18 protein-coding genes and 7 pseudogenes are annotated in these 22,868 nt (G+C 49.8%); 12 read left to right on the forward strand and 13 right to left on the reverse strand.

Annotation, left to right across the window (positions count from 1 at the left end; all coding sequences use genetic code 11):
* Positions 1–216: 216 nt before the first annotated feature.
* The 4 genes and pseudogenes from tnpA to HV213_RS31420 form a co-directional block, all read right to left on the reverse strand.
* Positions 217–519 (reverse strand): annotated as a pseudogene (tnpA, locus tag HV213_RS33840) (IS200/IS605 family transposase); the annotation flags it as partial.
* 135 nt (positions 520–654) lie between these two features.
* Positions 655–1,944 carry an ISL3-like element ISPpu12 family transposase gene (locus tag HV213_RS31410; protein WP_004574636.1) on the reverse strand — a complete coding sequence of 430 codons (1,290 nt, stop codon included), beginning with the start codon at positions 1,942–1,944 and terminating at the stop codon, positions 655–657.
* Between the two features lie 21 nt (positions 1,945–1,965).
* On the reverse strand, positions 1,966–2,478 hold the full coding sequence (gene lspA / locus HV213_RS31415; protein ID WP_003821921.1) for a signal peptidase II: 513 nt from the start codon (positions 2,476–2,478) through the stop codon (positions 1,966–1,968).
* 3 nt (positions 2,479–2,481) lie between these two features.
* Entirely contained in the window at positions 2,482–3,378 is an 897-nt protein-coding gene (locus HV213_RS31420) for a cation efflux transmembrane domain-containing protein (protein WP_004364974.1), read from the reverse strand.
* Between the two features lie 95 nt (positions 3,379–3,473).
* On the opposite strand from HV213_RS31420, the gene cadR reads away from it, so the two are divergent.
* The 6 genes and pseudogenes from cadR to HV213_RS31450 all read left to right on the forward strand — a co-directional run.
* A complete protein-coding gene (gene cadR / locus HV213_RS31425; protein ID WP_004364961.1) occupies positions 3,474–3,881 on the forward strand; it encodes a Cd(II)/Pb(II)-responsive transcriptional regulator in 408 nt (135 codons plus the stop codon).
* 88 nt (positions 3,882–3,969) lie between these two features.
* Positions 3,970–4,074: pseudogene (locus HV213_RS31430) on the forward strand (reverse transcriptase/maturase); the annotation flags it as partial.
* Positions 4,075–4,504: 430 nt separating this feature from the next.
* On the forward strand, positions 4,505–5,500 hold the full coding sequence (locus HV213_RS31435) for a nucleotidyltransferase family protein (protein WP_032744124.1): 996 nt from the start codon (positions 4,505–4,507) through the stop codon (positions 5,498–5,500).
* A gap of 3 nt (positions 5,501–5,503) precedes the next feature.
* Positions 5,504–6,436: an S-4TM family putative pore-forming effector gene (locus HV213_RS31440; protein ID WP_020805035.1), complete on the forward strand. Its 933-nt coding sequence runs from the start codon at positions 5,504–5,506 to the stop codon at positions 6,434–6,436.
* Between the two features lie 285 nt (positions 6,437–6,721).
* Positions 6,722–9,403: a TrlF family AAA-like ATPase gene (locus tag HV213_RS31445; RefSeq protein ID WP_032744126.1), complete on the forward strand. Its 2,682-nt coding sequence runs from the start codon at positions 6,722–6,724 to the stop codon at positions 9,401–9,403.
* Positions 9,404–9,509: 106 nt separating this feature from the next.
* Positions 9,510–9,641 (forward strand): annotated as a pseudogene (locus HV213_RS31450) (IS5/IS1182 family transposase); the annotation flags it as partial.
* Positions 9,642–9,905: 264 nt separating this feature from the next.
* Here the strand turns inward: HV213_RS31450 and HV213_RS31455 are convergent.
* Both HV213_RS31455 and HV213_RS31460 read right to left on the reverse strand, forming a co-directional pair.
* Positions 9,906–10,454 (reverse strand): GNAT family N-acetyltransferase, encoded by a 549-nt coding sequence (locus HV213_RS31455; protein WP_017900604.1) that lies wholly within the window; start codon positions 10,452–10,454, stop codon positions 9,906–9,908.
* Positions 10,438–10,761 carry a type II toxin-antitoxin system TacA family antitoxin gene (locus tag HV213_RS31460; RefSeq protein WP_017900603.1) on the reverse strand — a complete coding sequence of 108 codons (324 nt, stop codon included), beginning with the start codon at positions 10,759–10,761 and terminating at the stop codon, positions 10,438–10,440. The genes HV213_RS31455 and HV213_RS31460 overlap by 17 nt, the downstream gene beginning before the upstream one ends.
* 498 nt (positions 10,762–11,259) lie before the next feature.
* On the opposite strand from HV213_RS31460, the pseudogene HV213_RS31465 reads away from it, so the two are divergent.
* The 5 genes and pseudogenes from HV213_RS31465 to HV213_RS31485 all read left to right on the forward strand — a co-directional run bounded on the left by HV213_RS31465 (position 11,260) and on the right by HV213_RS31485 (position 15,617).
* Positions 11,260–11,957: pseudogene (locus tag HV213_RS31465) on the forward strand (IS6 family transposase).
* A 46-nt stretch (positions 11,958–12,003) separates the two neighbouring features.
* Complete coding sequence (locus tag HV213_RS31470) at positions 12,004–12,708, forward strand: IS6-like element IS26 family transposase (RefSeq protein ID WP_001067855.1); 705 nt, start codon at positions 12,004–12,006, stop codon at positions 12,706–12,708.
* A 1,059-nt stretch (positions 12,709–13,767) separates the two neighbouring features.
* Positions 13,768–14,097, forward strand: coding sequence for a type II toxin-antitoxin system RelE/ParE family toxin (locus HV213_RS31475; protein ID WP_000493286.1), 330 nt, complete (start codon positions 13,768–13,770; stop codon positions 14,095–14,097).
* A complete protein-coding gene (locus HV213_RS31480; RefSeq protein WP_000780222.1) occupies positions 14,078–14,359 on the forward strand; it encodes a helix-turn-helix domain-containing protein in 282 nt (93 codons plus the stop codon). Before HV213_RS31475 ends, HV213_RS31480 begins: the two co-directional genes overlap by 20 nt.
* Before the next feature lie 277 nt (positions 14,360–14,636).
* Positions 14,637–15,617 (forward strand): IS5-like element ISKpn26 family transposase, encoded by a 981-nt coding sequence (locus HV213_RS31485; RefSeq protein WP_000019450.1) that lies wholly within the window; start codon positions 14,637–14,639, stop codon positions 15,615–15,617.
* 316 nt (positions 15,618–15,933) lie between these two features.
* Here the strand turns inward: HV213_RS31485 and HV213_RS31490 are convergent, their stop codons facing one another.
* The 7 genes and pseudogenes from HV213_RS31490 to HV213_RS31520 all read right to left on the reverse strand — a co-directional run.
* The gene (locus tag HV213_RS31490) at positions 15,934–16,434 is read right to left on the reverse strand and encodes a non-heme ferritin-like protein (protein WP_001752509.1); all 501 of its coding nucleotides are present in this window, start codon (positions 16,432–16,434) and stop codon (positions 15,934–15,936) included.
* 326 nt (positions 16,435–16,760) lie between these two features.
* Positions 16,761–17,465 carry an IS6-like element IS26 family transposase gene (locus HV213_RS31495; RefSeq protein WP_001067855.1) on the reverse strand — a complete coding sequence of 235 codons (705 nt, stop codon included), beginning with the start codon at positions 17,463–17,465 and terminating at the stop codon, positions 16,761–16,763.
* Positions 17,466–17,574: 109 nt separating this feature from the next.
* Positions 17,575–18,596, reverse strand: a pseudogene (locus HV213_RS31500) (IS110 family transposase).
* Between the two features lie 221 nt (positions 18,597–18,817).
* On the reverse strand, positions 18,818–19,153 hold the full coding sequence (locus tag HV213_RS31505; protein ID WP_016236507.1) for a hypothetical protein: 336 nt from the start codon (positions 19,151–19,153) through the stop codon (positions 18,818–18,820).
* Positions 19,150–19,365 (reverse strand): annotated as a pseudogene (locus HV213_RS31510) (EamA family transporter); the annotation flags it as partial. The pseudogene HV213_RS31510 and the gene HV213_RS31505, both read right to left, overlap by 4 nt.
* Positions 19,366–19,642: 277 nt before the next feature.
* Positions 19,643–20,647: an IS110-like element IS4321 family transposase gene (locus tag HV213_RS31515; protein ID WP_000427623.1), complete on the reverse strand. Its 1,005-nt coding sequence runs from the start codon at positions 20,645–20,647 to the stop codon at positions 19,643–19,645.
* Between the two features lie 78 nt (positions 20,648–20,725).
* Positions 20,726–21,034, reverse strand: a pseudogene (locus HV213_RS31520) (Tn3 family transposase); the annotation flags it as partial.
* 376 nt (positions 21,035–21,410) lie between these two features.
* Between HV213_RS31520 and HV213_RS31525 the strand changes: the two are divergent.
* Positions 21,411–22,844, forward strand: coding sequence for a DNA cytosine methyltransferase (locus tag HV213_RS31525; protein WP_001288432.1), 1,434 nt, complete (start codon positions 21,411–21,413; stop codon positions 22,842–22,844).
* Positions 22,845–22,868 lie beyond the last annotated feature (24 nt).

Raw genomic sequence — 22,868 nt, forward strand, 5'->3', positions numbered from 1 at the left:
CTTTTAACCACGCATTCAATAGCATTTATAACTGGTTGATGGGGCGTGCGGATACTCTGGAAACGGCAAGAACTCTATGCTAGAATTATTTCGGATTTTTTTGACGGCCTCTCAGTATACTCAGTACTCAGGCAGTTCGCGGAAAGCCCCTTCCTTTTAAGCACGGGATGCAAAGCGGAGCCTCCGACAGGACGCCAGTGAAGGCGATTTGGCTCTTCAATTTATTATTTGCTCATCACTTCCAACGCAGTAAGGCGGTGGCCAGAGCGCGTCTGATTTCCACACGGGTTTATGCCATTCGGGTCGTGTCATTTGATCTTGCGACGGCTAACCCCCTTTCAAGCTGTTAGCTTGCTGATAGCCGCTTTGGGAGGAGTTAATCAGCAGATGCGCGTGATCTCGCTCGTCGTCCATTTCAACCAGCTCAACATCAAAATCAGCGCCCACACTGGCAAAGTATTTGCATAGCTTTTCGATGGCATCCAGATTAAATATATTCCGTCGATATTGGGTAACAAACCGCGCGGTCGGGAATGTAAAGAATCAGGGAGCAGTATGGCGTTTTTTTTGCACTGGGATTATGCGCTTTGTTTTTTGGGTATACGGATTTAATGGTTGATGGGGCACCTTCACCCCATCAATCTGATACCACCCTCAGATGGTTGATAGATCGACTCCGTAGTTGAGTTCCTCTGCGAAGTCCGGCAGTCCGTAACCGATGGTTTTCTTGTAGAAAGGAGAGACCTTCGCAGTCGGTGCCTTCTTCTTGTGCTTCGTGGTGTAGAGCATTCGTGCCCGCATCACCTCGAAGGAGTAACCGCGCCCTTCACGGTTCTTGTCCTTGGCCAGTCGGTTGATGGACTCCGTGTAAGCGTTGGTGACGGGCATGTCCGTCTCGAAGTAGGTCATGGTCTCTTCGCGCCAGTTTCCCACTGCCCTGACCAGATCGCTCCAGACTTCCTTTTGGCCCTTCGGGATGGTGGCTATCCACTCGTCCAGGGCGGCTTCTGCCTGGAGCCGTGTGGTGGCGTCCCAGATGCCGTAGAAGCGCTCCTTGTGCTCGTAGGCGGCCAGCAGTTGCGGGAACGCGCCTGTCCAGGTCTCCATGATGAGGCGCTCCCGGTCTGAGACTTCGTGAGCGCGTTTCAGCAGGATTTTCCGGTCTCCCTTGAGAGTCCGGCTCTGGGACGGTTTCAGCTCCTTTCTGAGGCCCTTGCGCACTCTCTCTAGGGCATCGTTGGCCATGCGCACCACATGGAACTTATCGACCACGATACGGGCCTGGGGCAGCACAGCCTTGACCGCTGCCCGGTAGGGGTTCCACATGTCCATGCTGACGATCTCGACCTTCTGCCGGTCTTTCAGCTTCATCAGGTAGTTGGTCACCACGTCCTGGCGGCGGGTGGCCAGCAGGTCGAGCAGGGTTCGCTCCTCAATGTTGGTCAGAATGCAGCGGTAGCGCTTGTTCAGGTATAGCTCGTCAATGCCCAGGATGCGGGGCGTCTCGAAGCGGTGCCAGCGCCCCAGGAACTCGGCGCGGGCGTTGAAGATGTCGCGCACCGTCTTCTCGTCCAGGCCGGTCTGTGCCGCCACAAAGGTGTAGGGGTGGTTGAAGGATTCCTTCTCCACGTACTCATGCAGCCGCAGTGTCATACGGAATCCGTCCACCATCTCCGGTAGCTGGGGCCTGAATGTTGTCTTGCAGGCCCGGCAGGTGTATCGGCGGCGGACCACCCAGAGAGTGACCCGCTTGCCGTGGATGGGCAGATCACGATAGGGAACGTCACGCTTGCCGAACCGTACGAACTCACCCTGCACGCCGCATTCCTCGCAGGCGATGGGATCGGGCACGTCCACCTGGAAGTGCATTTCGTCGTCGGTTGATTTGCAGCCCAGTACTTGGTATTGCGGCAGGTGAAGGATGTTGTCGGGAAGTTCGGTCATGGTGTTGTATAGGCGTAGGTGTCAGTCAGATCCATCCGACTCGGCATTGGTGTTTGCTTTTTTACCCAACAAGCTGCTGGAAACGAAAAGTAAGGCACCGAGGACAATTGCAATATCAGCCAGGTTGAAGGCCGGCCAATGCCAGTCTCGCCAATAGAAATCAAAGGAATCCACAACATAGCCGCGAAAGACCCGGTCAATCAGGTTGCCCATGGCGCCACCGAGGATAAGACTGTAAGCGATGGCTTCTCCTTTATGACGATTTTCAAGGATCAGCTTGATCAGAAAAATCGAGACCACTACCGCGATTCCGATAAAAAAGTAGCGCTGCCAGCCTCCACCATTCGCAAAAAGACTGAATGCGGCACCGGTGTTCCATAGGTGCACCCAGTTAAAGAACGGGGTCACCGAAACATACTCGCCATAGGCCATTGATTGCTGCACCAGCCACTTTACAGCCTGATCAGACGCTGCCAGCAGGCCCGATATGGACAATAGGGCATACGGCGAGAGCTTTTTGCCAATAATGAGCATTATTTAACCCTTCAACGCCAAAATGCGTCTGGCACCGTTAAGTACAATGCCCCCCGCGATGGTGCCGATAATCAGATCCGGATAATTGGAACCGGTCCACGCGACCAGGGCGCCGGCGGTGATGACCCCCAGGTTGATCACCACGTCGTTGGCCGAGAATATCCAGCTTGCCTTCATGTGCGCCCCGCCTTCCCGATGTTTGGATATGAGCAGCAGACAACTGGTATTGGCAATCAATGCGACGAATGCGATAGCCATCATCACCAGCGATTCAGGCTCACTACCGAATACAAAGCGTCTCACCACCTCTACGAGCACGCCCACAGCCAAGATCAGTTGCAGTACACCAGCAAGATGCGCGGCACGTACCTGCATTTTCACGCTATGTCCAACCGCATAAAGGGCAAGCCCGTACACCGCCGCATCGGCAAAATTGTCCAGGGATTCTCCAATCAGGCCGGTGGACCGGGCGATCAGACCGGCAGTCATTTCCACCACGAACAGAAGTGCATTGATGCCGAGCAACCAGCGCAGGGTCCCGGATTCTTGCTTAGCAGAAGCTGCCGAAAACTCGGCGGCCTTGATGGTCTCCGGATTTGCAGCGACGGTTTCCTGAAGCGAGGCGCCTAGCCCCAAGGTCTTCAGTTTCGAGGTGACGGGCTCGACCTCGCCGTCATGCACGACCTTCAGCCGGCGGTTCGACAAGTCGAAGGACAGCGCCCGAATCTCCTCAAAGCCGTTCAGGGCTAGGCGAATCATTCGTTCTTCTGATGGACAGTCCATCTTCGGCACGGCATAAACACTGACCCATCTCCCTGGCGCCTCGGAGGAGGCCTGTATATCGGTATCCGCTGCGGACGTTGCATCACCGCCACAGGCGCCACCACAGGATTTGCTCATGATACGACTCCACTTGAACAATGTTGTGGTACCATTTTAAACTATAAAGCTACTATAAGGTCAATAGAGTAAAGAATCCGTTGGGGAGGAGGCTGATGCGCATTGGTCAGTTGGCGCAGTTGGTAGGGGTCGAAACACAGACGATCCGCTTCTATGAACAGCAGGGCTTGTTGCCGCCGCCTGATCGGCAGGACAACGGTTACCGTGTCTATACCGAGAAGCATGGTGAGGGGCTGGCCTTCATCCGTCGCTGCAGAATCCTGGGCCTGTCACTGGCTGAGATTCACGAACTACAGAGCTATCAGGACGACCCTCATCAGCCTTGTACCGCCGTCAACGCCTTGCTCGATGATCACATCTCTCATGTGCGGTCGCAGATAACCGCTCTGCAAGCGCTTGAGAAACAACTCGTTTCACTGAGAGCGAGTTGCAACGATGACCGGGAAGTTGAGGCGTGTGGGGTTCTTGCTGGAATTAGCGAAGGAAACATGCACCAGCAGTAGGTGAAGCATCAACCAGATAATCCGATGAGATGCCGGTCTGTCTCACTCTCATGCAAAGGTAAGATCAACCATTTAATCCGCTTACCCAGCAAACAAACTGGCAGCCGCATGGCTACCAAGGGTTCGGGTTCTTCATCCATGGCCTGTGGAGCGGTTCACCGCCAGACACCCGAGGCAGGAGCCCGGTGCGTAAATCGCGCACGCCGGGATCTGTGCGGGGGGTATCCGGTAACGGGTATCCCTACCGCGACATGATTTTGTGTGATTTGCACATTTATCATATTACATACCCGTTTCCCGCCGTGCAGATCCGAAAATTACAATTTCCGGATCTCAGGTGGAATACAGCAGGATCTGTGCTGATAATGCAACATTAAGTATAGATTTTTAATATAATTGCATTATTGCTTAATTTGCATCAATAACTTAAACGATTTACATAATTATCAATAAAAGAGTGAGGTTCTTATTTCCCGTGTAAATTATATGCCCTTGTAGAGAGCGAGGCGGTTTTGAACTTGCGGTAATAAGAATAAAATGTACCGACTCTTCCGGGGTACTGAGGTGTTCAGGTTTACGGCAGAGCCCTGCGCGTTTTGTATGAAAAAATTAAAGGACTGAACATGGCGACCACAGTAATAGCTGCCTTTAACGAATTTATGAAAGATACCGTGAATCTCGAAAAGGCAGACACCGATGACGCGCGTGCAAGTCGCGACTGGCTAATCGGTAAGATTAATGATTTTGAAAACGACGAGGTTTTTCCGGTGAGTTATCCCGGGATCCACATTGCTTTCGGTTCATTCGCAAGAAGAACCAAAATTCGTCCGCTTGATGATATCGATCTGATGTTTGGCTTAACCGGGCAAGGTGCCACCTATACCATCCTGAGTGACCGGGTAACTGTAACCTCCTCCGGAGAGGGTTCACGTCTGCACCGTTACCGCCATTCCGGGGCAGACACCGTCTGCTCCGTCAGAATTCTGAATGCCTTTAAAAGCCGTCTGCAGGATGTTGCCCAGTATGCCCAGGCTGATATCAGGCGTAACCAGGAAGCCGTCACGCTTAAGCTGGTCAGCAAGGACTGGAATTTTGACATCGTACCCTGCTTTATTACGAGCGAAGATGCCTTTGGACGGACTTACTATCTGATCCCCGACGGCAACGGCCACTGGAAGTTTACCGACCCCCGCAAAGACAGGGACAGAGTCACAACTATCAATGTGCAGAATGACGGCAATGTGCTCAATGTCATCAGAGCAGTTAAATACTGGCAGCGGCGACCGACGATGCCTTCCATGAGTTCCTACCTGCTGGAGACGCTGATTCTGGACTATTACGCCGTCAGGACATCCTGCTTATCGTTTGTCGATATGGAGCTGGAATCGCTTTTCCGCCATCTTGGTCTTTTCGTACAGTACTCCGTCAACGATCCCAAAGGCATACAGGGGGATATCAACTCTCTTTCAGCCGAGGCTCGTAAGGCGATATCGGACAGATGTTATCTCGATGCGCAGAAGGCATCGGAGGCGAGACGGTTTGAAGATAATAAAGAGTATGAAAAATCCATCAATAAATGGCGCGACGTGTTCGGGCCGTCCTTTCCTGTTTACGGGTGAACCATGAATGCCATTTACACGAACCAGTCGACCAGAGAAAACCTGGATTTACTGTATGCGCAGGCCCGTGTCTACGACAGGGTAAAAAACTGGAACAGGCTGAATTTTCTCTTCAGCATCATCGTGCCGCTCCTGCTTTCGCTCGTTACCGTATACAACCGGAGCCGGGGATTTGTCGATTCAGAGCTGTTGTCTTCACTGTTGGGGTTGTATGGACTTCTGGTACTTACCTTTAACATTGCCATCAGTGGACACATCTCAGCACTGCGCAGGAAGGCTGCCTCAATCCAGGAAATGTACGACTGCCGGGTACTTGGCATCCGTCGCAATGAACTGAAGGTGGAGGAGATCCCACGGGATGACATCATACGGGCAGCGGCATATTTCAGAGACAGTCCGGAAAAAGCACGAAAGCGATTTGGTGAAGAGGGATGGTACGTCAATAAGGTGTATGACGCGCCGCAGGCCGTAATGGCGCTCCTGTGCCACGGAAAAAACCTCGGCTGGGACAAATCGCTAAGGGAGGTGCTGCACGTGTTTTATCTTTCAGCATTCATTGTCTCGCCTGTCGCGATGCTTGTTTACGGCATCGCCATGAAATCTGGGCTGAATGAGATCCTTTTCTATGTAGTGTTCACATTGCCGGTCATCCGCTATTTCTTGCTTCAGTTTCTGGATAATCGCAGCAGTATGAAAAGAAGCGAGAAGCTGAAAAAATACGTTGAGAAGGAATTATCCGGCATCAGGGTTTCCGGAAGGGCAGAAGAAGAGCAACTGGGTTATACGCTCCGGAATATCCAGGATGAGATGTTCGCTTACCGGGCTTCATGTCCGCCCGTTCCCAACGGTATTCAGCTGATAATGAAACCCAAAAATGAGCAAATTTATGTTGATTACTTTGAAACGAATCTGAAGGAGCTGCACCTTCAGGAGTAATCCCTCCTTAGCTCCGGTATAGGATTTACGTATGCCGGAGCACATCACGATAAACCATTCAGGTTGCCTGACTTTCAGCGTAAACACATAGTCACCTTCTCCTCAGATAGTTAGCATCCGGCTTTGCCTTTTTTCGGATCTCAGAGGAAGAAGATAAGAATTATTGCATTTAAAGCCATAATCTTCACTGCCAGTGGCATTCATGAAGGCATAGTGAAATAAAATGGCAACATAACGAAATCCTCATTATTATAAGGGAAATATTCTCATTATAAAGGATCGTCTGTGAAAGGTTCAGAATGGAATAAATGGGATTTACATATTCACAGTCCGATGACGTGGCAGGCCAATGGTTACTCCGACCAGTGTGATATAGAGCGCTATGTACATCTACTCGGAGAAAAGCAACTTTCTCTTGTCGCCGTGACCAACTATTTTTATTTCCGGCAGAATGAGCTGGAAACGATCAGGGAAGAGATTGCCCGTCAGGGTCTCAATATAACCGTGCTGGGAAATGTGGAATTCCGCCTTGATCAACAGAACAAGGCCGGGGATTTTATTAATGTCCATATCCTTTTTTCAGATAAGGTGAGCACCGAACGTATTAACGAAGCCCTAGCCCGTTTTCCGCTCCGGTTAACAGACGGCGACAGAAAGGCCATTTACTGCTGTGAAAAGAGCGTCATGGAAAGCGGCCATGGTGTGGATACCATTGTGGTGGCGTTCAGTGCACTGCTTGAGCATCTCAGTTCCGCATTCCGCCCGTTCAGGGATTACCTAGTGGCCGTCTGTCCGAACGGGTATGGCGGTTATCGACCCGACGCAAATGGGCGCTCTGCGGCAATCGCAACCGAGATCGACCGTCAGGGACATATTATTTTCGGCGGAAAGGGCGATCGTGAATTTTTTATGAAAACGAATCGTTATGACGATGCTGGCGTCAAACCCGTCTTCCTCTGCTCCGATGCACACCGGGTGGAGGATATCGGCAGCCGTTACACTTGGGTAAAGGCGCTTCCGACCTTCGAGGGGCTTCGCCAAGCGTTACTGGAGCCTGAAGGCCGACTGAGGCTCGGGGATGAGTGGCTGACTGAGCTCACGCCAAAAGCGCATTTCAGTCAGATCGATATTGAAGGGACGATTTTTGATGGCCAGGAAATCAGCTTCAGGAAGCTGTCCATCCCCCTTAGTCAGGATATGGTGGCGATTATTGGCGGCCGGGGCACAGGTAAAAGCCTGCTGCTTGATGCGCTCCGTTCCCGCTTTGCCGGTACCGCGGCACGGGGAAGCGAGCAACGTGAAGTGAATGTTCAGTATCTAAGTATTGAATTGGATAAAGCCAATGGTGAGAAGATACGATTTGATGCCCGTTCAGAAGGGTATGAGTATCTGCATGTGTCTCAGGGGGAAATCAAAAAACTCTGCCAGGAGCCGGGGCTCATCAGTGATGAGATCAAGAAAATGCTGAGGCTGACACCGGTTCATGAGGCGGGTGATACGGCCACACAACTGGCAGAAAACCTCAGCGCCTGGCGTGCCTGGCGTGAATTCAGTTTGTACAGGAATGAGCATTCAGAGCCGGTGAATACGCGTGAGTTTCAGCAGCAGATCATCAGAGGCGCTCAGGAAAAAATTGAGGTTCTCACAAGTGACCGCAATAAGGCATTGATTGAGACGTTTCGTGAAAACAGCCGGCGTCAGACATTGCTGGTTCAGATGCGGGATAAATTAACGGGTGTGCGTGCGGACATTGCGACGGCCGAACATAACCTGAATGCCAGCATAGCGGCTATTAATGCTGACTCTACCGCTCAAGAAGCGATCCCGCTCGTAGATCTGTCAGCACAGACAGAGGCTGTTGCGCGCAGGCTTCTATCCGTGCAGGAGCAGACGGCACAGTTCGGGCGTGATAACGACGAGATTATTGGCGCTTTCCGTGAGCAGGGACTGGGACAGGACATCACAGGGTTGCTGGAAAAAGTACATGAATATCAGCGTCAAACGGAGCTTGCGGAAACGCATTTGCGTGAAATAGCGCGTCGAGAGACACAGTACCAGACCGGACTGGAACAACGCGCCAAGGTTGCGGCTGAATTCATGGATGGATTGCTGTCCAGACAGGGTGTGATCGATACGGCTTTCGCGTCGCTAACCAAAAAACCACATCTGACGCAGGACCAGCAGGCCCTGATAAAAGACATTCTTACGGATATCCGCATTTATGGACAGCCACACTTTGATATAAAGGCCTTTTATGATGGAATGCTCAGTTGTCTGAACCGAGGACGATTCAGGGCTAGCGGGGAGCTGACCTCTGTTGACAGGCTTCGGGAGGTGTTCAGGGTCAGCGGTATTGATGAGTTTCGGGCACTGCAGGCAAATGAACCCATGCTGGTTCTGCCGGAATTTTCGGACAAAAAACTGACCGTCGAAGAGTTCTTCTGGCGTGATGAATATTTTAACAGTCAGGGACCGGATTCACTACTCAGTTATCTGTTCAGTCCGGAGCAGATCCAGCGCTATCTGAACGTCAGGGCGGAATTTGAATACAAAGGCAAAACGGTCGAAAAACTGTCAGCCGGTCAACGGGGGACCTTCTATGTCTGCCTTAAACTGGCGACGGACGCCTTCGGATCGCCATTTGTATTCGATCAGCCAGAAGATGACCTAGACAATGACTTCATCATGCACAGTCTGGTACCTCTCTTCAGAAAAATAAAACAGTACAGGCAGGTCATTATCGTGACGCATAACGCCAACCTGGTGGTGAACTGTGATGCTGAGCAGGTCATCATCGCCACTAATAATGATGAAGTCATCAGTTACCGTAGCGGGGCGCTTGAATACGGAGATCATGATGCGCCAAACAGCATGCGCAAGGCAATATGCGATGTGCTTGAGGGAGGCCGTCAGGCGTTCGAAGCCCGTGAGCAAAAATACGGCATGTTGTGGCTTAAAGCCATCTAAGGGGTCTGAGGGCCAATGGAACGGAAACGTACGTTAAGGATTTAATTCATTGTTTAAATTAAAATTTAATGTCATCGGATCGCCGTTTAAAATATCATCCGATAGCGTGAAGCAGCTGTTCGGTGGTTCACTGACGCTGCGGGACTAGGATGGACAGGTTGCAAAGGCTCTGACCATGATACGTGCGCTGAGCATAATGACGAAGGCAGGAATGCCAGAAAGCGAGCGTATTGCCTGACATCAGCAACCGGCTATGGGGATGCTTATCCCAAATCTGATTTATTCCACAAAACCTTTCAGGGGTTGTGTAGGGTACAGGCTCGGAACCCCAAAAACGCGATAACCACCCATTGGGTGGTTATCGCAAACGCTGTCTGCTTTTGGCTCATCATCACCTGACCTAAGGGAGAAGCAAATCCATGAGGTCACTCAAACAGCGATGAGTGAGTCGCTGTGAAGCCACACTGCTATGGCTTCACCACTGTGATCTGTAAAAAGGCCATCAGGCGCTTTTTTCCAGTTCTTTAGCTTCCCGTAACGTGTCCATTGAAATGAACATTGGGATTGTATCGTTGGCAGAGACCTCTTCACGCGTAGCTTCAAAATCGAAGCTTTCGTAAAAAGCCCTTGCACCAACTTTAGCATCAAGGTAAACCCCTTTAATGCCCTTCACAAATGCAGCGCTCTCGACGCAGTAATCGAGAATAGCGCGCAACAACTCTTCACCCCAGCCCTGCCTTTGGTATTGCTTATCGATGGCAATCATTGGGATTTTCATCACCGCAAACACAGGTGGTACCGAATATGGGAATGTTCCATCAGGAACTTCATCGCGGCCCAACTGATACAAAGAGGCCGTCACAAACCCTACAACTTTATCGCCTTTAAGAAGCAATAACCCGTGGATGTTGTCACGGCCACACTGGCGCTTTAACTGCTGTAAATAACCATTCAGCACTTTTTCGCCACAATCGAACTGCTTAATCCCGGTGATTTCTACATCGGAATCAGCCTTTATTACGCGGAACTGCTCATTAGTAATCTCGGACATACCTTGTTTCCCTTGTCATTAGCGCACGGAGTTTCTCTCCCGGCTGACGAGGTGAATTAATGATGTCGTTTAGATGATTCCACTCCTGTTCGCTGAGCACTCGCATTCGCTGTTCATCTAGCGCCTGCTGAGCTGCGCGTGTAGCAGCCATCAAAATAAACGCACTCATATCCACCCCAACCAGCGAGGCTGCTTCTTTCAACTTCTCTTTTATGTCGGCGCTGGTTCTCAGCTCGACACGTGTGTCTTTGGCTCCAGCCAAAGCCAGGCTTGCGGAACCACCAGTCACATTGGTGTTTCTCATCATGTATTCTCCACGAACAATTTTTTTATTAAAAAATTCAGTTATATACCTCCACAATTAATGATCATCGTAAATTTCCTTTTGTGTTGGTTTCTATAAGAAGACGTATGGCCCTACTGTTTCCATTCATCTGACTGTTACATATTATGTGATTGATATTTAAATAATTTTCACGTGACTGTTTGATTGACTCATTACCAGCTGAATTAATAGAAGTCGCTTTGATAGACATAGAATTTCCTTTTATAGTAGATGACATGAATAAGTATATATGATTGATATTTAAGTAATTTAATCGTGTTTTATTGAATTTAAATTTTTAGCTAACTTTCTTTAGCTACCCACATAGTTTTGCATGCTTCGTAACCAGTGTCAACTAAAGCCGTACGCTGTACGTACAATATATCCGGGTGTTGTACGGGTGCCGTTTAGGCTCTGTCGCATTAAGGCCGCGTCAGATAACATGCTGTTTTTTTGTAATGTTGCCGATAGTTACAGTTAATGTCTCTGATCCGAAATACCTTCAAACGTCTGCACGATCCCGTCGACGTTATTGCTCAGTGTGTCCGCTGGTATCTGGTTTACTCACTGAGTCTGCGTGATCTCGAAGAGATGATCGCGGAATGTGGTCTTCATGTTGACCACTCCACGCTTCACCGCTGAGTTATCCGTCTGGTACCATTGTTGGATACTGTGTTTCGTCGGCATAAACGGGCGGTAGGTCGTCGATGGCGAATGGATGAAACCTACACATAATTAAAGGCTAGTGGAAGTATCTGTATCGCGCGGTCGATACATCAGGGCACACCATCGACTTTTTGCTGACCGCCAGACGGGACTCTGCTGCCGCCTTACGCTTCTTTTGCAAGGCGATTCGCCATCACGGCGAACCGGAAGTGGTCACTATCGATAAAAGTGGCGCCAACACCGCAGCGTTGGCCACGCTCAACGCCGGCAAACCCGATGAGGAAACGATTACCATCAGGCAAAGCAAGTATCTGAACAACCTGGTTGAGCAAGATGATCGAAATATCAAACGTCGAATACGCCCGATGCTGGGATTTAAATCGTTTCGCCGGGCACAGGCCATTCTGGCCGGCATTGAATTGCTCCACATGATACGCAAAGGACAATATCAACATCCGGCAGGTGATGGAATGTCACCTGCGGAACAGTTTTATTGGCACTGTTGCAAATAGTCGGTGGTGATAAACTTATCATCCCCTTTTGCTGATGGAGCTGCACATGAACCCATTCAAAGGCCGGCATTTTCAGCGTGACATCATTCTGTGGGCCGTACGCTGGTACTGCAAATACGGCATCAGTTACCGTGAGCTGCAGGAGATGCTGGCTGAACGCGGAGTGAATGTCGATCACTCCACGATTTACCGCTGGGTTCAGCGTTATGCGCCTGAAATGGAAAAACGGCTGCGCTGGTACTGGCGTAACCCTTCCGATCTTTGCCCGTGGCACATGGATGAAACCTACGTGAAGGTCAATGGCCGCTGGGCGTATCTGTACCGGGCCGTCGACAGCCGGGGCCGCACTGTCGATTTTTATCTCTCCTCCCGTCGTAACAGCAAAGCTGCATACCGGTTTCTGGGTAAAATCCTCAACAACGTGAAGAAGTGGCAGATCCCGCGATTCATCAACACGGATAAAGCGCCCGCCTATGGTCGCGCGCTTGCTCTGCTCAAACGCGAAGGCCGGTGCCCGTCTGACGTTGAACACCGACAGATTAAGTACCGGAACAACGTGATTGAATGCGATCATGGCAAACTGAAACGGATAATCGGCGCCACGCTGGGATTTAAATCCATGAAGACGGCTTACGCCACCATCAAAGGTATTGAGGTGATGCGTGCACTACGCAAAGGCCAGGCCTCAGCATTTTATTATGGTGATCCCCTGGGCGAAATGCGCCTGGTAAGCAGAGTTTTTGAAATGTAAGGCCTTTGAATAAGACAAAACGCTGCCTCATCGCTAACTTTGCAACAGTGCCGATGATAAAGGGTTAGACCCCGTGAGGCCTATCTGGCTATTGTACAGGATATACGTATCCGCTTAACGAACAAGAACCTCACGCGCGTCTTTCATCAGGGTCCGAATCGATGACGATTCATCATGGCCGTTTATAGTACCGCAGTCTCTCCCCTTTATTTTTACTGAAGAGCAGACAGAAACCATAAACACCGGCGTTGACACGCCGGGGAAGCCCTTATAGTACAATAATTTTCGAAATCCAACCCATCCCGCCTACAGGAATGACGGATTTTTCGGCGGTTCCGGCGTAGACCCACCACAACTGCTGTATAGCTTGTGGGTAAGTGATAATGAAGTGCAAACGAGATGGCGCAAATACTCTTTTGGTTTATCTTTTAATTACTTACGTATTAAAAGATAAACCAAAAAATAAAAGACATTACTGTTATCCCCTTTAAAAAGTGGATAACCGAACAGCATCGGCGCGAGCGCCTCAAAAGTAGCTCCCCACGCTAAAGCGCGGGGCATTCAGAACGGAATCCCTCGATGGCTAACAGCTCGCCTGTTAGCCATCGAGGGATTGGACAAATCCGGCCACGCCGGATACGTCAGCAAATATCGCTGAAGAATTAGCTTACACGCTCGTAAGCGGCTCTTACGACCCGCTAACGCGGAGATACGCCCCAACTGCGGCTTCGCCTTGTTGTGACCACTCCGACCGCGCACAAAAGCCTCTGAGCCGCTTTTAGCGGAATATGGCTTTGCAAGGTGAAGGGATGGATAGGCGATCCCTTTCGATCCCTCACTGGTATCGGCGGCTAACCCTCGGTGCTACCTGTCATTTCATCCTGCCGCCTTACATGCGCTAACGCGCATAAATCCCCGTTCCTCAGTGGAACGAAAACTCACGCTAACAGGGTAGTGACCGGGTAGCCACGATAACTGCCAACAAAATTAGCTTATAGGTTAATTCTACCTTGTCTGAAATTAGCCTATAGGTTAATATTAATAGAAATGGGAGGTCACATGTTTAGCGTTGTTTATCACCCGGAAGCCAGGGAAGAAGCCACAGCATTACCCGTAAAAATCAGGGTGAAGTTTGACCGTCTCATCGGCAAACTGGAGTATGACGCCCGATTACTGCGGGAGCCGGACACGAAGCCCCTGGGCGATGGACTTTTTGAGATCCGCACGATGGGGACGGACATAGCCAGGGGAATCTGGGTATACCACAAAGGCAATACCATCATCATGCTCCGTGTTTTCATCAAGAAGTCACAGAAAACGCCAGCGAAAGAAATCGATCTCGCCAAAAAGCGGTTAGCGGAGGTACTTAATGAAACTGGTAAGCCATAAAGAACTGCATAACGAGTGGATGCAGGACGATGAATATCGCGCTGCATGGCAGGAAGAAGAACGTAAGGAAAAGCTCAGGGAGCTGCTTGCTGAATGGCGCAAGCATGACAACCTGACAAAAGCGCAGGTTGCTGAACGCATGGGGGTTACACCTCCGGTTATTTCTCGCCTGGAAAACAACATCACCAAAGCCAGCATCGACACACTGACCCGCTACGCTCACGCCTGCGGCATCAAGAAACCTGTCATTGCCCTGTACTGAATAGCCAGCCCTCCGGGGCTGGCCTTTTTGTTTCGGTCAGTCCCAAAATTTTGTTAAAGCAAGTTTAAAATGTCACCTGTTTCTCCAAAGTTGAAATGTCACTTCTAAGCCAATCTATTTATACATAATCTTTACATCTTTCCCCGGTGACAAAGTGCTAATTGGTCTGTAATGTTCAATGTGTGGCAGGCAAGCCGCCGGTGACTTAGGGAAGGTGCGAACAAGTTCCTGATATGAGATCATCATATTCATCCGGAGCGCATCCCAGAGGGACATCATGAGCCATCAACTCACCTTCGCCGATAGTGAATTCAGCACTAAGCGCCGTCAGACCCGAAAAGAGATTTTCCTCTCCCGCATGGAGCAGATTCTGCCATGGCAGAATATGACCGCTGTCATCGAGCCGTTTTATCCCAAGGCGGGCAATGGCCGACGGCCCTATCCGCTGGAGACCATGCTGCGTATTCACTGCATGCAGCATTGGTACAACCTGAGCGACGGTGCCATGGAAGATGCCCTGTACGAAATCGCCTCCATGCGCCTGTTTGCCCGATTATCCCTGGATAGCGCCCTGCCGGATCGCACCACCATCATGAATTTCCGCCACCTGCTCGAGCAGCATCAACTGGCCCGTCAATTGTTCAAGACCATCAATCGCTGGCTGGCCGAAGCAGGCGTCATGATGACCCAAGGCACTTTGGTGGATGCCACCATCATTGAGGCACCCAGCTCTACCAAGAACAAAGAGCAGCAACGCGATCCGGAGATGCATCAGACCAAGAAAGGCAATCAGTGGCACTTTGGCATGAAGGCCCACATTGGTGTCGATGCCAAGAGTGGCCTGACCCACAGCCTAGTCACCACCGCGGCCAACGAGCATGACCTCAATCAGCTGGGTAATCTGCTTCATGGAGAGGAGCAATTTGTCTCAGCCGATGCCGGCTACCAAGGAGCGCCACAGCGCGAGGAGCTGGCCGAGGTGGATGTGGACTGGCTGATCGCCGAGCGTCCCGGCAGGGTAAAAACCTTGAAGCAGCATCCGCGCAAGAACAAAACGGCCATCAACATCGAATACATGAAAGCCAGCATCCGTGCCAGGGTGGAGCACCCGTTTCGCATCATCAAGCGGCAGTTCGGCTTCGTGAAAGCCAGATACAAGGGGCTGCTGAAAAACGATAACCAACTGGCGATGTTATTCACCCTGGCCAACCTGTTTCGGGTGGACCAAATGATACGTCAGTGGGAGAGATCTCAGTAAAAACCGGAAATAACGCCAGAAATGGTGGAAAAAATAGCCTAAATAGGCTGATTCGATGTGTTTGCGGGAAAAAAATCGGCCCAGATCCGCGAAATTTTAATCAGCGAGTCAGCTTGGGAAGAAATGACCTGCTTATTCGCACCTTCCTTAATATAAAGACACAAGCAGAGACATTTTTGGCACGATATAAAAACGCTAAGTTAAAAAATCACTATGACGTGTTGGGTATCAAATGTTCACTGGCATAAACCTCTGTTTCTGATGTAAAACAGATTTTCTGAGGAGGCGTAAAACCTCCTCGTACTGCGAAATTGATTTAGTGATAGCGATCGATCACGCCAACCAGATAGTGGTCGGTTTGCTGCATGTTGATGCCCGCTTTTTTAGCGCTGCGGACTTCATCCAGAATGATTTGCAACAGCGTCCCGTCCACGATTTCCTCTTTTCTGTATCGCTTCAGGAAGTTAATCGCTGACTTATCGTTTGCTGCCTGGGCGTCTTCCGTCAAAGAGGTCAGCGCATTAATGCGCTTCTGGTAATCGCTTACCGTCTGCTCAAACAGATCTTCCAGCGTGGAAAATTCACCGCACCGGGCGTGTTGCTCCTGTAACACCGGCGTGGCGCCGCTCTGTTTGATGTATTCGTACATGCGCATCATTTGCGTCACCGTATTTTGCGCCTGATGACGCAAAAATAGTGCGGTGCCATTAAGGCTATTCTCGCTGCACCTCTGGCTGAGCTGAAGATACAAATTTGAGGTATAAAACTCCTGATTCATTTGCGCATTCAGTTTTTGAACTATTCCGCTAGCGATCATAGGACTTCCTTATTTCTTGTCATCTCAGAAAACGGTCACTCTTCGAAAAAACAACCAGAATAAAAGCGATTCTTTCGCTTTTTTTATTGCGCCTGGTTACGCAGTCATATTCATTTTAAGTCGGGATGCTCCTTATTTAAATATCCAACCCTACTATCGCATTTCTATCTGGCATTATTCTGTGATGGTGTTTCGATATTCACACTCCCTGTGCCAATCCTTTCTTATCGACAGTAGGAAACTTCCTCCGGCTATTCTGCTGAACACGATTAGGGGCACTGTTGCAAAGTTAGCGATGAGGCAGCGTTTTGTCTTATTCAAAGGCCTTACATTTCAAAAACTCTGCTTACCAGGCGCATTTCGCCCAGGGGATCACCATAATAAAATGCTGAGGCCTGGCCTTTGCGTAGTGCACGCATCACCTCAATACCTTTGATGGTGGCGTAAGCCGTCTTCATGGATTTAAATCCCAGCGTGGCGCCGATTATCCGTTTCAGTTTGCCATGATCGCATTCAATCACGTTGTTCCGGTACTTAATCTGTCGGTGTTCAACGTCAGACGGGCACCGGCCTTCGCGTTTGAGCAGAGCAAGCGCGCGACCATAGGCGGGCGCTTTATCCGTGTTGATGAATCGCGGGATCTGCCACTTCTTCACGTTGTTGAGGATTTTACCCAGAAACCGGTATGCAGCTTTGCTGTTACGACGGGAGGAGAGATAAAAATCGACAGTGCGGCCCCGGCTGTCGACGGCCCGGTACAGATACGCCCAGCGGCCATTGACCTTCACGTAGGTTTCATCCATGTGCCACGGGCAAAGATCGGAAGGGTTACGCCAGTACCAGCGCAGCCGTTTTTCCATTTCAGGCGCATAACGCTGAACCCAGCGGTAAATCGTGGAGTGATCGACATTCACTCCGCGTTCAGCCAGCATCTCCTGCAGCTCACGGTAACTGATGCCGTATTTGCAGTACCAGCGTACGGCCCACAGAATGATGTCACGCTGAAAATGCCGGCCTTTGAATGGGTTCATGTGCAGCTCCATCAGCAAAAGGGGATGATAAGTTTATCACCACCGACTATTTGCAACAGTGCCTTATCATCAACGAATTGCAGGTCAGATGGTTATTTTGTTTCGTGCTTTAGCTGGCTGAGTACAGCCTGAAATCATCACCGTAATGCAATGATGCCAGCACAGCCTTGCGTTTTTGGCGGCGATGGCTACAACGGCACGCCAGTATCCTCTGCGATCGACCAGTGAACAGACCCAACGACTGAATAAATCAGTCCTTTTCTCGGCACCAATCAGAACCGAACGAGCCCCCTGAACCAGTAGCGTTCGCAGATACGAATCGCCAGCTTTAGTTATCCTGCCAAGCTTTGATTTCCCACCACTGCTGTACTGCGATGGCGTTAGTCCCAGCCAGGCTGCCAGTTGTCGCCCATTTTTAAAATCGTGTGCATTACCGATACTGGCGACCAGCGCACAGGCCGTTGTGGGACCAATCCCTTTCAGTTCCATCAATCGCTGGCTGCGGTGATCTGTTTTTGCCATGCGGGACAAAATCCGGTCATATTCAGTAATATTATCTTCAATACGATCAATGTGTTCCAGCAGGTCATTAACACATTGTTGAACCTGAAGTGGCAAAGAACTCTTCTGCTCAGAAACCATGTGACGCAGGGCATCTGTACTTTGTGGGGCGATGACACCGAATTCCGATATCAAACCTCTCAATCGGTTATATGTTGCTGTTTTCTCTTCGATAAAACCCTGTCTGATACGGTGTAGGCATTGCATCGCCTGCTGGCTCTCATCCTTCACTGGTACAAACCGCATATGCGGGCGACGAACTGCTTCACAGATAGCCTGAGCATCAGCTGCATCATTTTTGCCTGATTTACCGGCCATGCGGTAAGGAGATACAAATTTAGCAGCCATCAGCCGTGGTTCATGACCATATTGCCGAAACAACCTTGCCCAGTAGTGAGCCCCGGAGCATGCCTCCATCCCGATAACACAGGGAGGTAAACTGGCAATCAGCTCAGGAAGGGCAGCACGCGATACTTTGGGTTTAACCAGAACAGTTTTACCGTGTTGGTCAACGCAGTGAACAGCGAACACATTTTTAGCAAGATCGATACCGACAGTCGTGATGGTCATAACGAATCCCTCCGGGGCTATGTTTACCCCATGATTGCACAAGAGTTAATCAGGCGCATATCCAGGGGAAGTCCCTTCCATTCGTTAAGGTTATTTTTTGTACCTCTGAGCTATGTGAAGCTTGACCACTTTGACAGGCAGCTTTGAGCGATAAGCAGACATATTCACTGAAATTTTTAGGAAGCATTTTCTTGCCCATACGTGGCTTTATCTGCCGATTTTCAGAAAACGCATTCACCGTTATCGACGCGCTTTTCTGTCGTCAGCGGGATCGTCCCGCCTGAACCATCAGACACACCAAGTACCAGCACCTCTGACTTTTCAGGTCCCATCTTCATGGTACCCAGATTGACGATGCAGATTACCTGCGTTTCCTGCAGGTCTTCTGCTGCATAGTTAGTATACGCACCGCATGACACCCTTGTTCCCAGTTCTGGTCCTAGGTCAATAGTCATGCGCCAGGTGGGCTTTGATGTTTTACTCTCCTCAACCCTGATGATGGTACCGGCACGCATATCGAGAGCCGAAAATGAGTCAAATGACGCTTTATCTTTCATAATTCTTTCCTTTTTGCGATTTCAAAGTTTTCTTTCCGTTGCCGGAACAGACTGAAACGTAACTTTCCAGCCGGAACGGTGATGAGCCCCAGACACGCAACTATCAGTCCGACGCCTGCCCATCCGGAAGGCGGCAGCCTTTCACCGACGAGCACAACGGCCAGCAGTGCGGCTATAACCGGCTCCAGCAGACTGATCGTGGTTGCCATACTGGGGACGTCTCAGAAAACGGAATCTATGGTCACTCCCGTTTTTGCAACACCGATTTTGACGACAAGTTGGCTTGCTTGAATCTATCCGGCGTCTGAATGGGATTTTATTCCCGCGCCTTGATGAGTTCCGCGCCTGATGAACCTCCAGAAAATATACGGCTTCAATGAGCCTTTCCGTTTTACAGGTTCCTCAACAGGCCGGTGGGCCGTTAGTATCATCAATATCAGTATTCGCAAAACCAGATCAGTAATTCTTTAAACCGGTGTATTTCTGCCGTTATGCTACATAAGTTTGCTGTCGTGCCGTTAGGGCCCAGGCTATTCTGGCCAGCTTGTTTGCCAGAGCACAAGTGACGACAAAGTTGCTTTTCCGGCACAGTAAATCCCTGACCCAATCGGCCAATTTGCCAGACTGGTGTTCCAGTTTTTGTATGAATACCCTGGCACATTGAACCAACAAAGTTCGGATCTTTTTATTACCTCGCTTACTAATTCCCAGCAATGTCGTCCTACCTCCCGTGCTGTACTGCCGAGGTACAAGCCCTGTTGCCGCCGCAAAGTCACGGCTGCTGGCGTACTGCTTCCCGTCGCCAATCTCAGTTGAAATAGTACTCGCTGTCAGTGTTCCGACGCAGGGAATGCTCAGCAAGCGCTGTCCAACCTCATCTTCGTCCAACTTTCGTTTCAACTGGGATTCCAAATCTTTAATCTGCTCAACAAGATAGTGATAATGCTGTTGTAATTTCAGCAATAACTGGCTGAGGTAAAGAGGCAAACTATTATCCTCAAGAATGGTACTCAGTCGGCTAATAACGGCAGCTCCTCGGGGAACGCTAATGCCAAATTCCAGCAGAAAAGCATGCATTTGATTGGTTGTTTTTACCTTATCCTGAACCAGGGATTCACGGACACGATGCAGAGCCCGCATTGCCTGCTGAGATTCCGTTCTGGGCTGCACAAAACGCATAGACGGACGCGATGCAGCTTCACAAATAGCTTCGGCGTCGACAAAGTCGTTTTTATTGCTTTTAACGAACGGGCGGACAAATTGTGGTGATATCAGCTTTGGGGAATGCCCCAACTCTTCCAACTTGCGTGCCATAAAGTGAGAACCGCCACAGGCTTCCATTGCGATGGTTGTAGCGGGGCATGTCGCCAAAAATTCGATCAACTTTGGCCGGGTAAATTTTTTACGGTAAACAGCCTTCCCGCGACGATCCTGGCAATGAATATGGAAAGAGTTTTTACCCAGATCGATACCAATGAGCGCAATGTTTTCCATGATAGTTCTCCGAATGAAAGCCTGTCCTCAGCATAGTACCGGGAAGGAGGGAGTGACCATCTCATTAATTATCCCACGCTAAGACTGTTTTTTGTACAAAGCGGTATCGACTGTACGTAATGAGCGGTATTTTCCGGATCCCAGCTTAAGATTATTACGCCAGACGTAATCTCCACTCAGATTGATATGTTCCCAGCCCAGGGGAGAAAGATGAGAGACCAGTTGCTCATTTATCGGGATACCCTTTCGTTTTAGTGACTCAATAGCTCTTTCTATATATACCGTGTTCCACAACGTGATCGCTGCTGTCAGTAATGTCAGCCCGCTGGCGCGATAACTCTGATTCTCCAGCCCACGATCCCTTATTTCACCCAGACGGTGCAAAAAGGGGTCAGTTTGGATATAGAGAATTATTGTACGGTAAGCCTGTTTTTTGAACAGACTTACCTATAGCAATAGGGTGTACTCCCGCGCTATACAGCGTTTTCAGGGGATTTTGTCTTAATCGGATAACCTAAATGCGATACAGCAAGAGCGACAACCTAAAAGCGATAGCCAATGACGATAAATCAATCATTTACGTATCCGAATTGGTTAAATAATGTGCTTAACGTACAAAAATTTCCGATCTCCAAACTGACCCCCTCCAGCGTGGCCAACGTGCGTTACCTAACAATAAACCTGTTTAAATATCCAGATAAAAACATTCAATCTGGGTCAAATGAGTGATACAGTTTCACCCATAAGACCCAATGGAGGCAATATGTCTGAATTTGAATTACTGGCGCAGGATCTGCTTGAGAAAGCAGAAGCGGAAGAACAACTGCGACAGGAAAATGATAAAAAGCTGCTCGGGCAGGTGCTGGAAATCTATGACCAGAAGTACGTGGCTGAACTGCTTAGAAAAGTTGGTAAAAATGAGTGGAGTCGCGAGACTCTTAATCGCTGGATTAATGGTAAGTGCTCACCTAAGACGCTGACGTTAGCCGAAGAGGAACTTCTACGAAAAATGCTTCCGGAAGCGCCTGCACATCACCCTGACTATGCCTTCCGGTTTATTGACCTGTTTGCTGGGATTGGAGGTATACGGAAGGGCTTCGAAACCATCGGTGGCCAGTGCGTTTTTACCAGTGAATGGAATAAAGAGGCTGTGCGCACATATAAAGCTAACTGGTTTAACGATGCTCAGGAACACACTTTCAATCTCGATATTCGGGAAGTCACGCTCAGTGATAAACCTGAAGTACCTGAAAACGATGCCTATGCTTACATTAATGAGCATGTGCCGGATCATGATGTACTTCTAGCAGGTTTCCCCTGTCAACCGTTCAGCCTTGCGGGCGTAAGCAAGAAAAACTCGCTCGGGCGCGCGCATGGTTTCGAATGTGAGGCTCAGGGAACGCTTTTCTTCGATGTGGCGCGTATTATACGCGCAAAAAAACCTGCCATCTTTGTTCTTGAAAACGTTAAAAACCTGAAGAGCCATGACAAGGGTAAAACCTTTAAAGTCATCATGGATACCCTCGACGAACTGGGCTATGAAGTTGCGGATGCAGCTGAGATGGGCAAAAACGATCCTAAAGTTATCGACGGAAAGCACTTTTTACCTCAGCACCGAGAACGTATCGTTTTGGTCGGTTTCCGTCGTGATCTGAACATTCACCAGGGCTTTACCCTGCGCGATATTAGTCGTTTTTATCCGGAACAGCGTCCGTCATTTGGCGAACTGCTGGAACCCGTGGTTGACAGCAAATATATACTGACGCCGAAACTCTGGGAGTATCTCTATAACTACGCCAAAAAGCACGCAGCTAAGGGTAACGGATTCGGTTTTGGCCTCGTTAATCCTGAAAATAAAGAAAGCATTGCCCGTACGCTTTCTGCTCGCTATCACAAAGACGGGTCTGAAATTCTGATAGACCGTGGCTGGGATATGGCCACAGGTGAAACAGACTTCGCGAACGAAGAAAATCAGGCGCATCGGCCCCGCAGGCTGACTCCACGAGAGTGCGCGCGCCTTATGGGTTTTGAAAAAGTAGATGGCAGGCCTTTTCGCATTCCTGTGTCAGACACTCAGTCGTACAGGCAGTTCGGTAACTCCGTAGTGGTGCCCGTGTTTGAAGCCGTAGCCAAACTGCTTGAACCTTATATCCTGAAAGCGGTTAATGCCGATTCGTGCAAGGTTGAACGAATCTGATCGCTCCTCCCGGTATTTATGCCG

It is taken from the genome of Klebsiella sp. RHBSTW-00484 (genome assembly GCF_013705725.1).
In the GTDB taxonomy this organism is placed as follows: Bacteria; Pseudomonadota; Gammaproteobacteria; order Enterobacterales; family Enterobacteriaceae; genus Klebsiella.

Coding starts and splice junctions, on each gene's coding strand:
- HV213_RS31420 (WP_004364974.1), bottom strand. CDS start 3,378: ATGAGCAAATCCTGTGGTGGCGCCTGTGGCGGTGATGCAACGTCCGCA.
- HV213_RS31410 (WP_004574636.1), bottom strand. CDS start 1,944: ATGACCGAACTTCCCGACAACATCCTTCACCTGCCGCAATACCAAGTA.
- HV213_RS31440 (WP_020805035.1), top strand. CDS start 5,504: ATGAATGCCATTTACACGAACCAGTCGACCAGAGAAAACCTGGATTTA.
- HV213_RS31495 (WP_001067855.1), bottom strand. CDS start 17,465: ATGAACCCATTCAAAGGCCGGCATTTTCAGCGTGACATCATTCTGTGG.
- HV213_RS31470 (WP_001067855.1), top strand. CDS start 12,004: ATGAACCCATTCAAAGGCCGGCATTTTCAGCGTGACATCATTCTGTGG.
- HV213_RS31490 (WP_001752509.1), bottom strand. CDS start 16,434: ATGATCGCTAGCGGAATAGTTCAAAAACTGAATGCGCAAATGAATCAG.
- HV213_RS31505 (WP_016236507.1), bottom strand. CDS start 19,153: ATGAAAGATAAAGCGTCATTTGACTCATTTTCGGCTCTCGATATGCGT.
- HV213_RS31435 (WP_032744124.1), top strand. CDS start 4,505: ATGGCGACCACAGTAATAGCTGCCTTTAACGAATTTATGAAAGATACC.
- HV213_RS31475 (WP_000493286.1), top strand. CDS start 13,768: ATGTTTAGCGTTGTTTATCACCCGGAAGCCAGGGAAGAAGCCACAGCA.
- lspA (WP_003821921.1), bottom strand. CDS start 2,478: ATGCTCATTATTGGCAAAAAGCTCTCGCCGTATGCCCTATTGTCCATA.
- HV213_RS31515 (WP_000427623.1), bottom strand. CDS start 20,647: ATGGAAAACATTGCGCTCATTGGTATCGATCTGGGTAAAAACTCTTTC.
- cadR (WP_004364961.1), top strand. CDS start 3,474: ATGCGCATTGGTCAGTTGGCGCAGTTGGTAGGGGTCGAAACACAGACG.
- HV213_RS31480 (WP_000780222.1), top strand. CDS start 14,078: ATGAAACTGGTAAGCCATAAAGAACTGCATAACGAGTGGATGCAGGAC.
- HV213_RS31455 (WP_017900604.1), bottom strand. CDS start 10,454: ATGTCCGAGATTACTAATGAGCAGTTCCGCGTAATAAAGGCTGATTCC.
- HV213_RS31460 (WP_017900603.1), bottom strand. CDS start 10,761: ATGATGAGAAACACCAATGTGACTGGTGGTTCCGCAAGCCTGGCTTTG.
- HV213_RS31485 (WP_000019450.1), top strand. CDS start 14,637: ATGAGCCATCAACTCACCTTCGCCGATAGTGAATTCAGCACTAAGCGC.
- HV213_RS31525 (WP_001288432.1), top strand. CDS start 21,411: ATGTCTGAATTTGAATTACTGGCGCAGGATCTGCTTGAGAAAGCAGAA.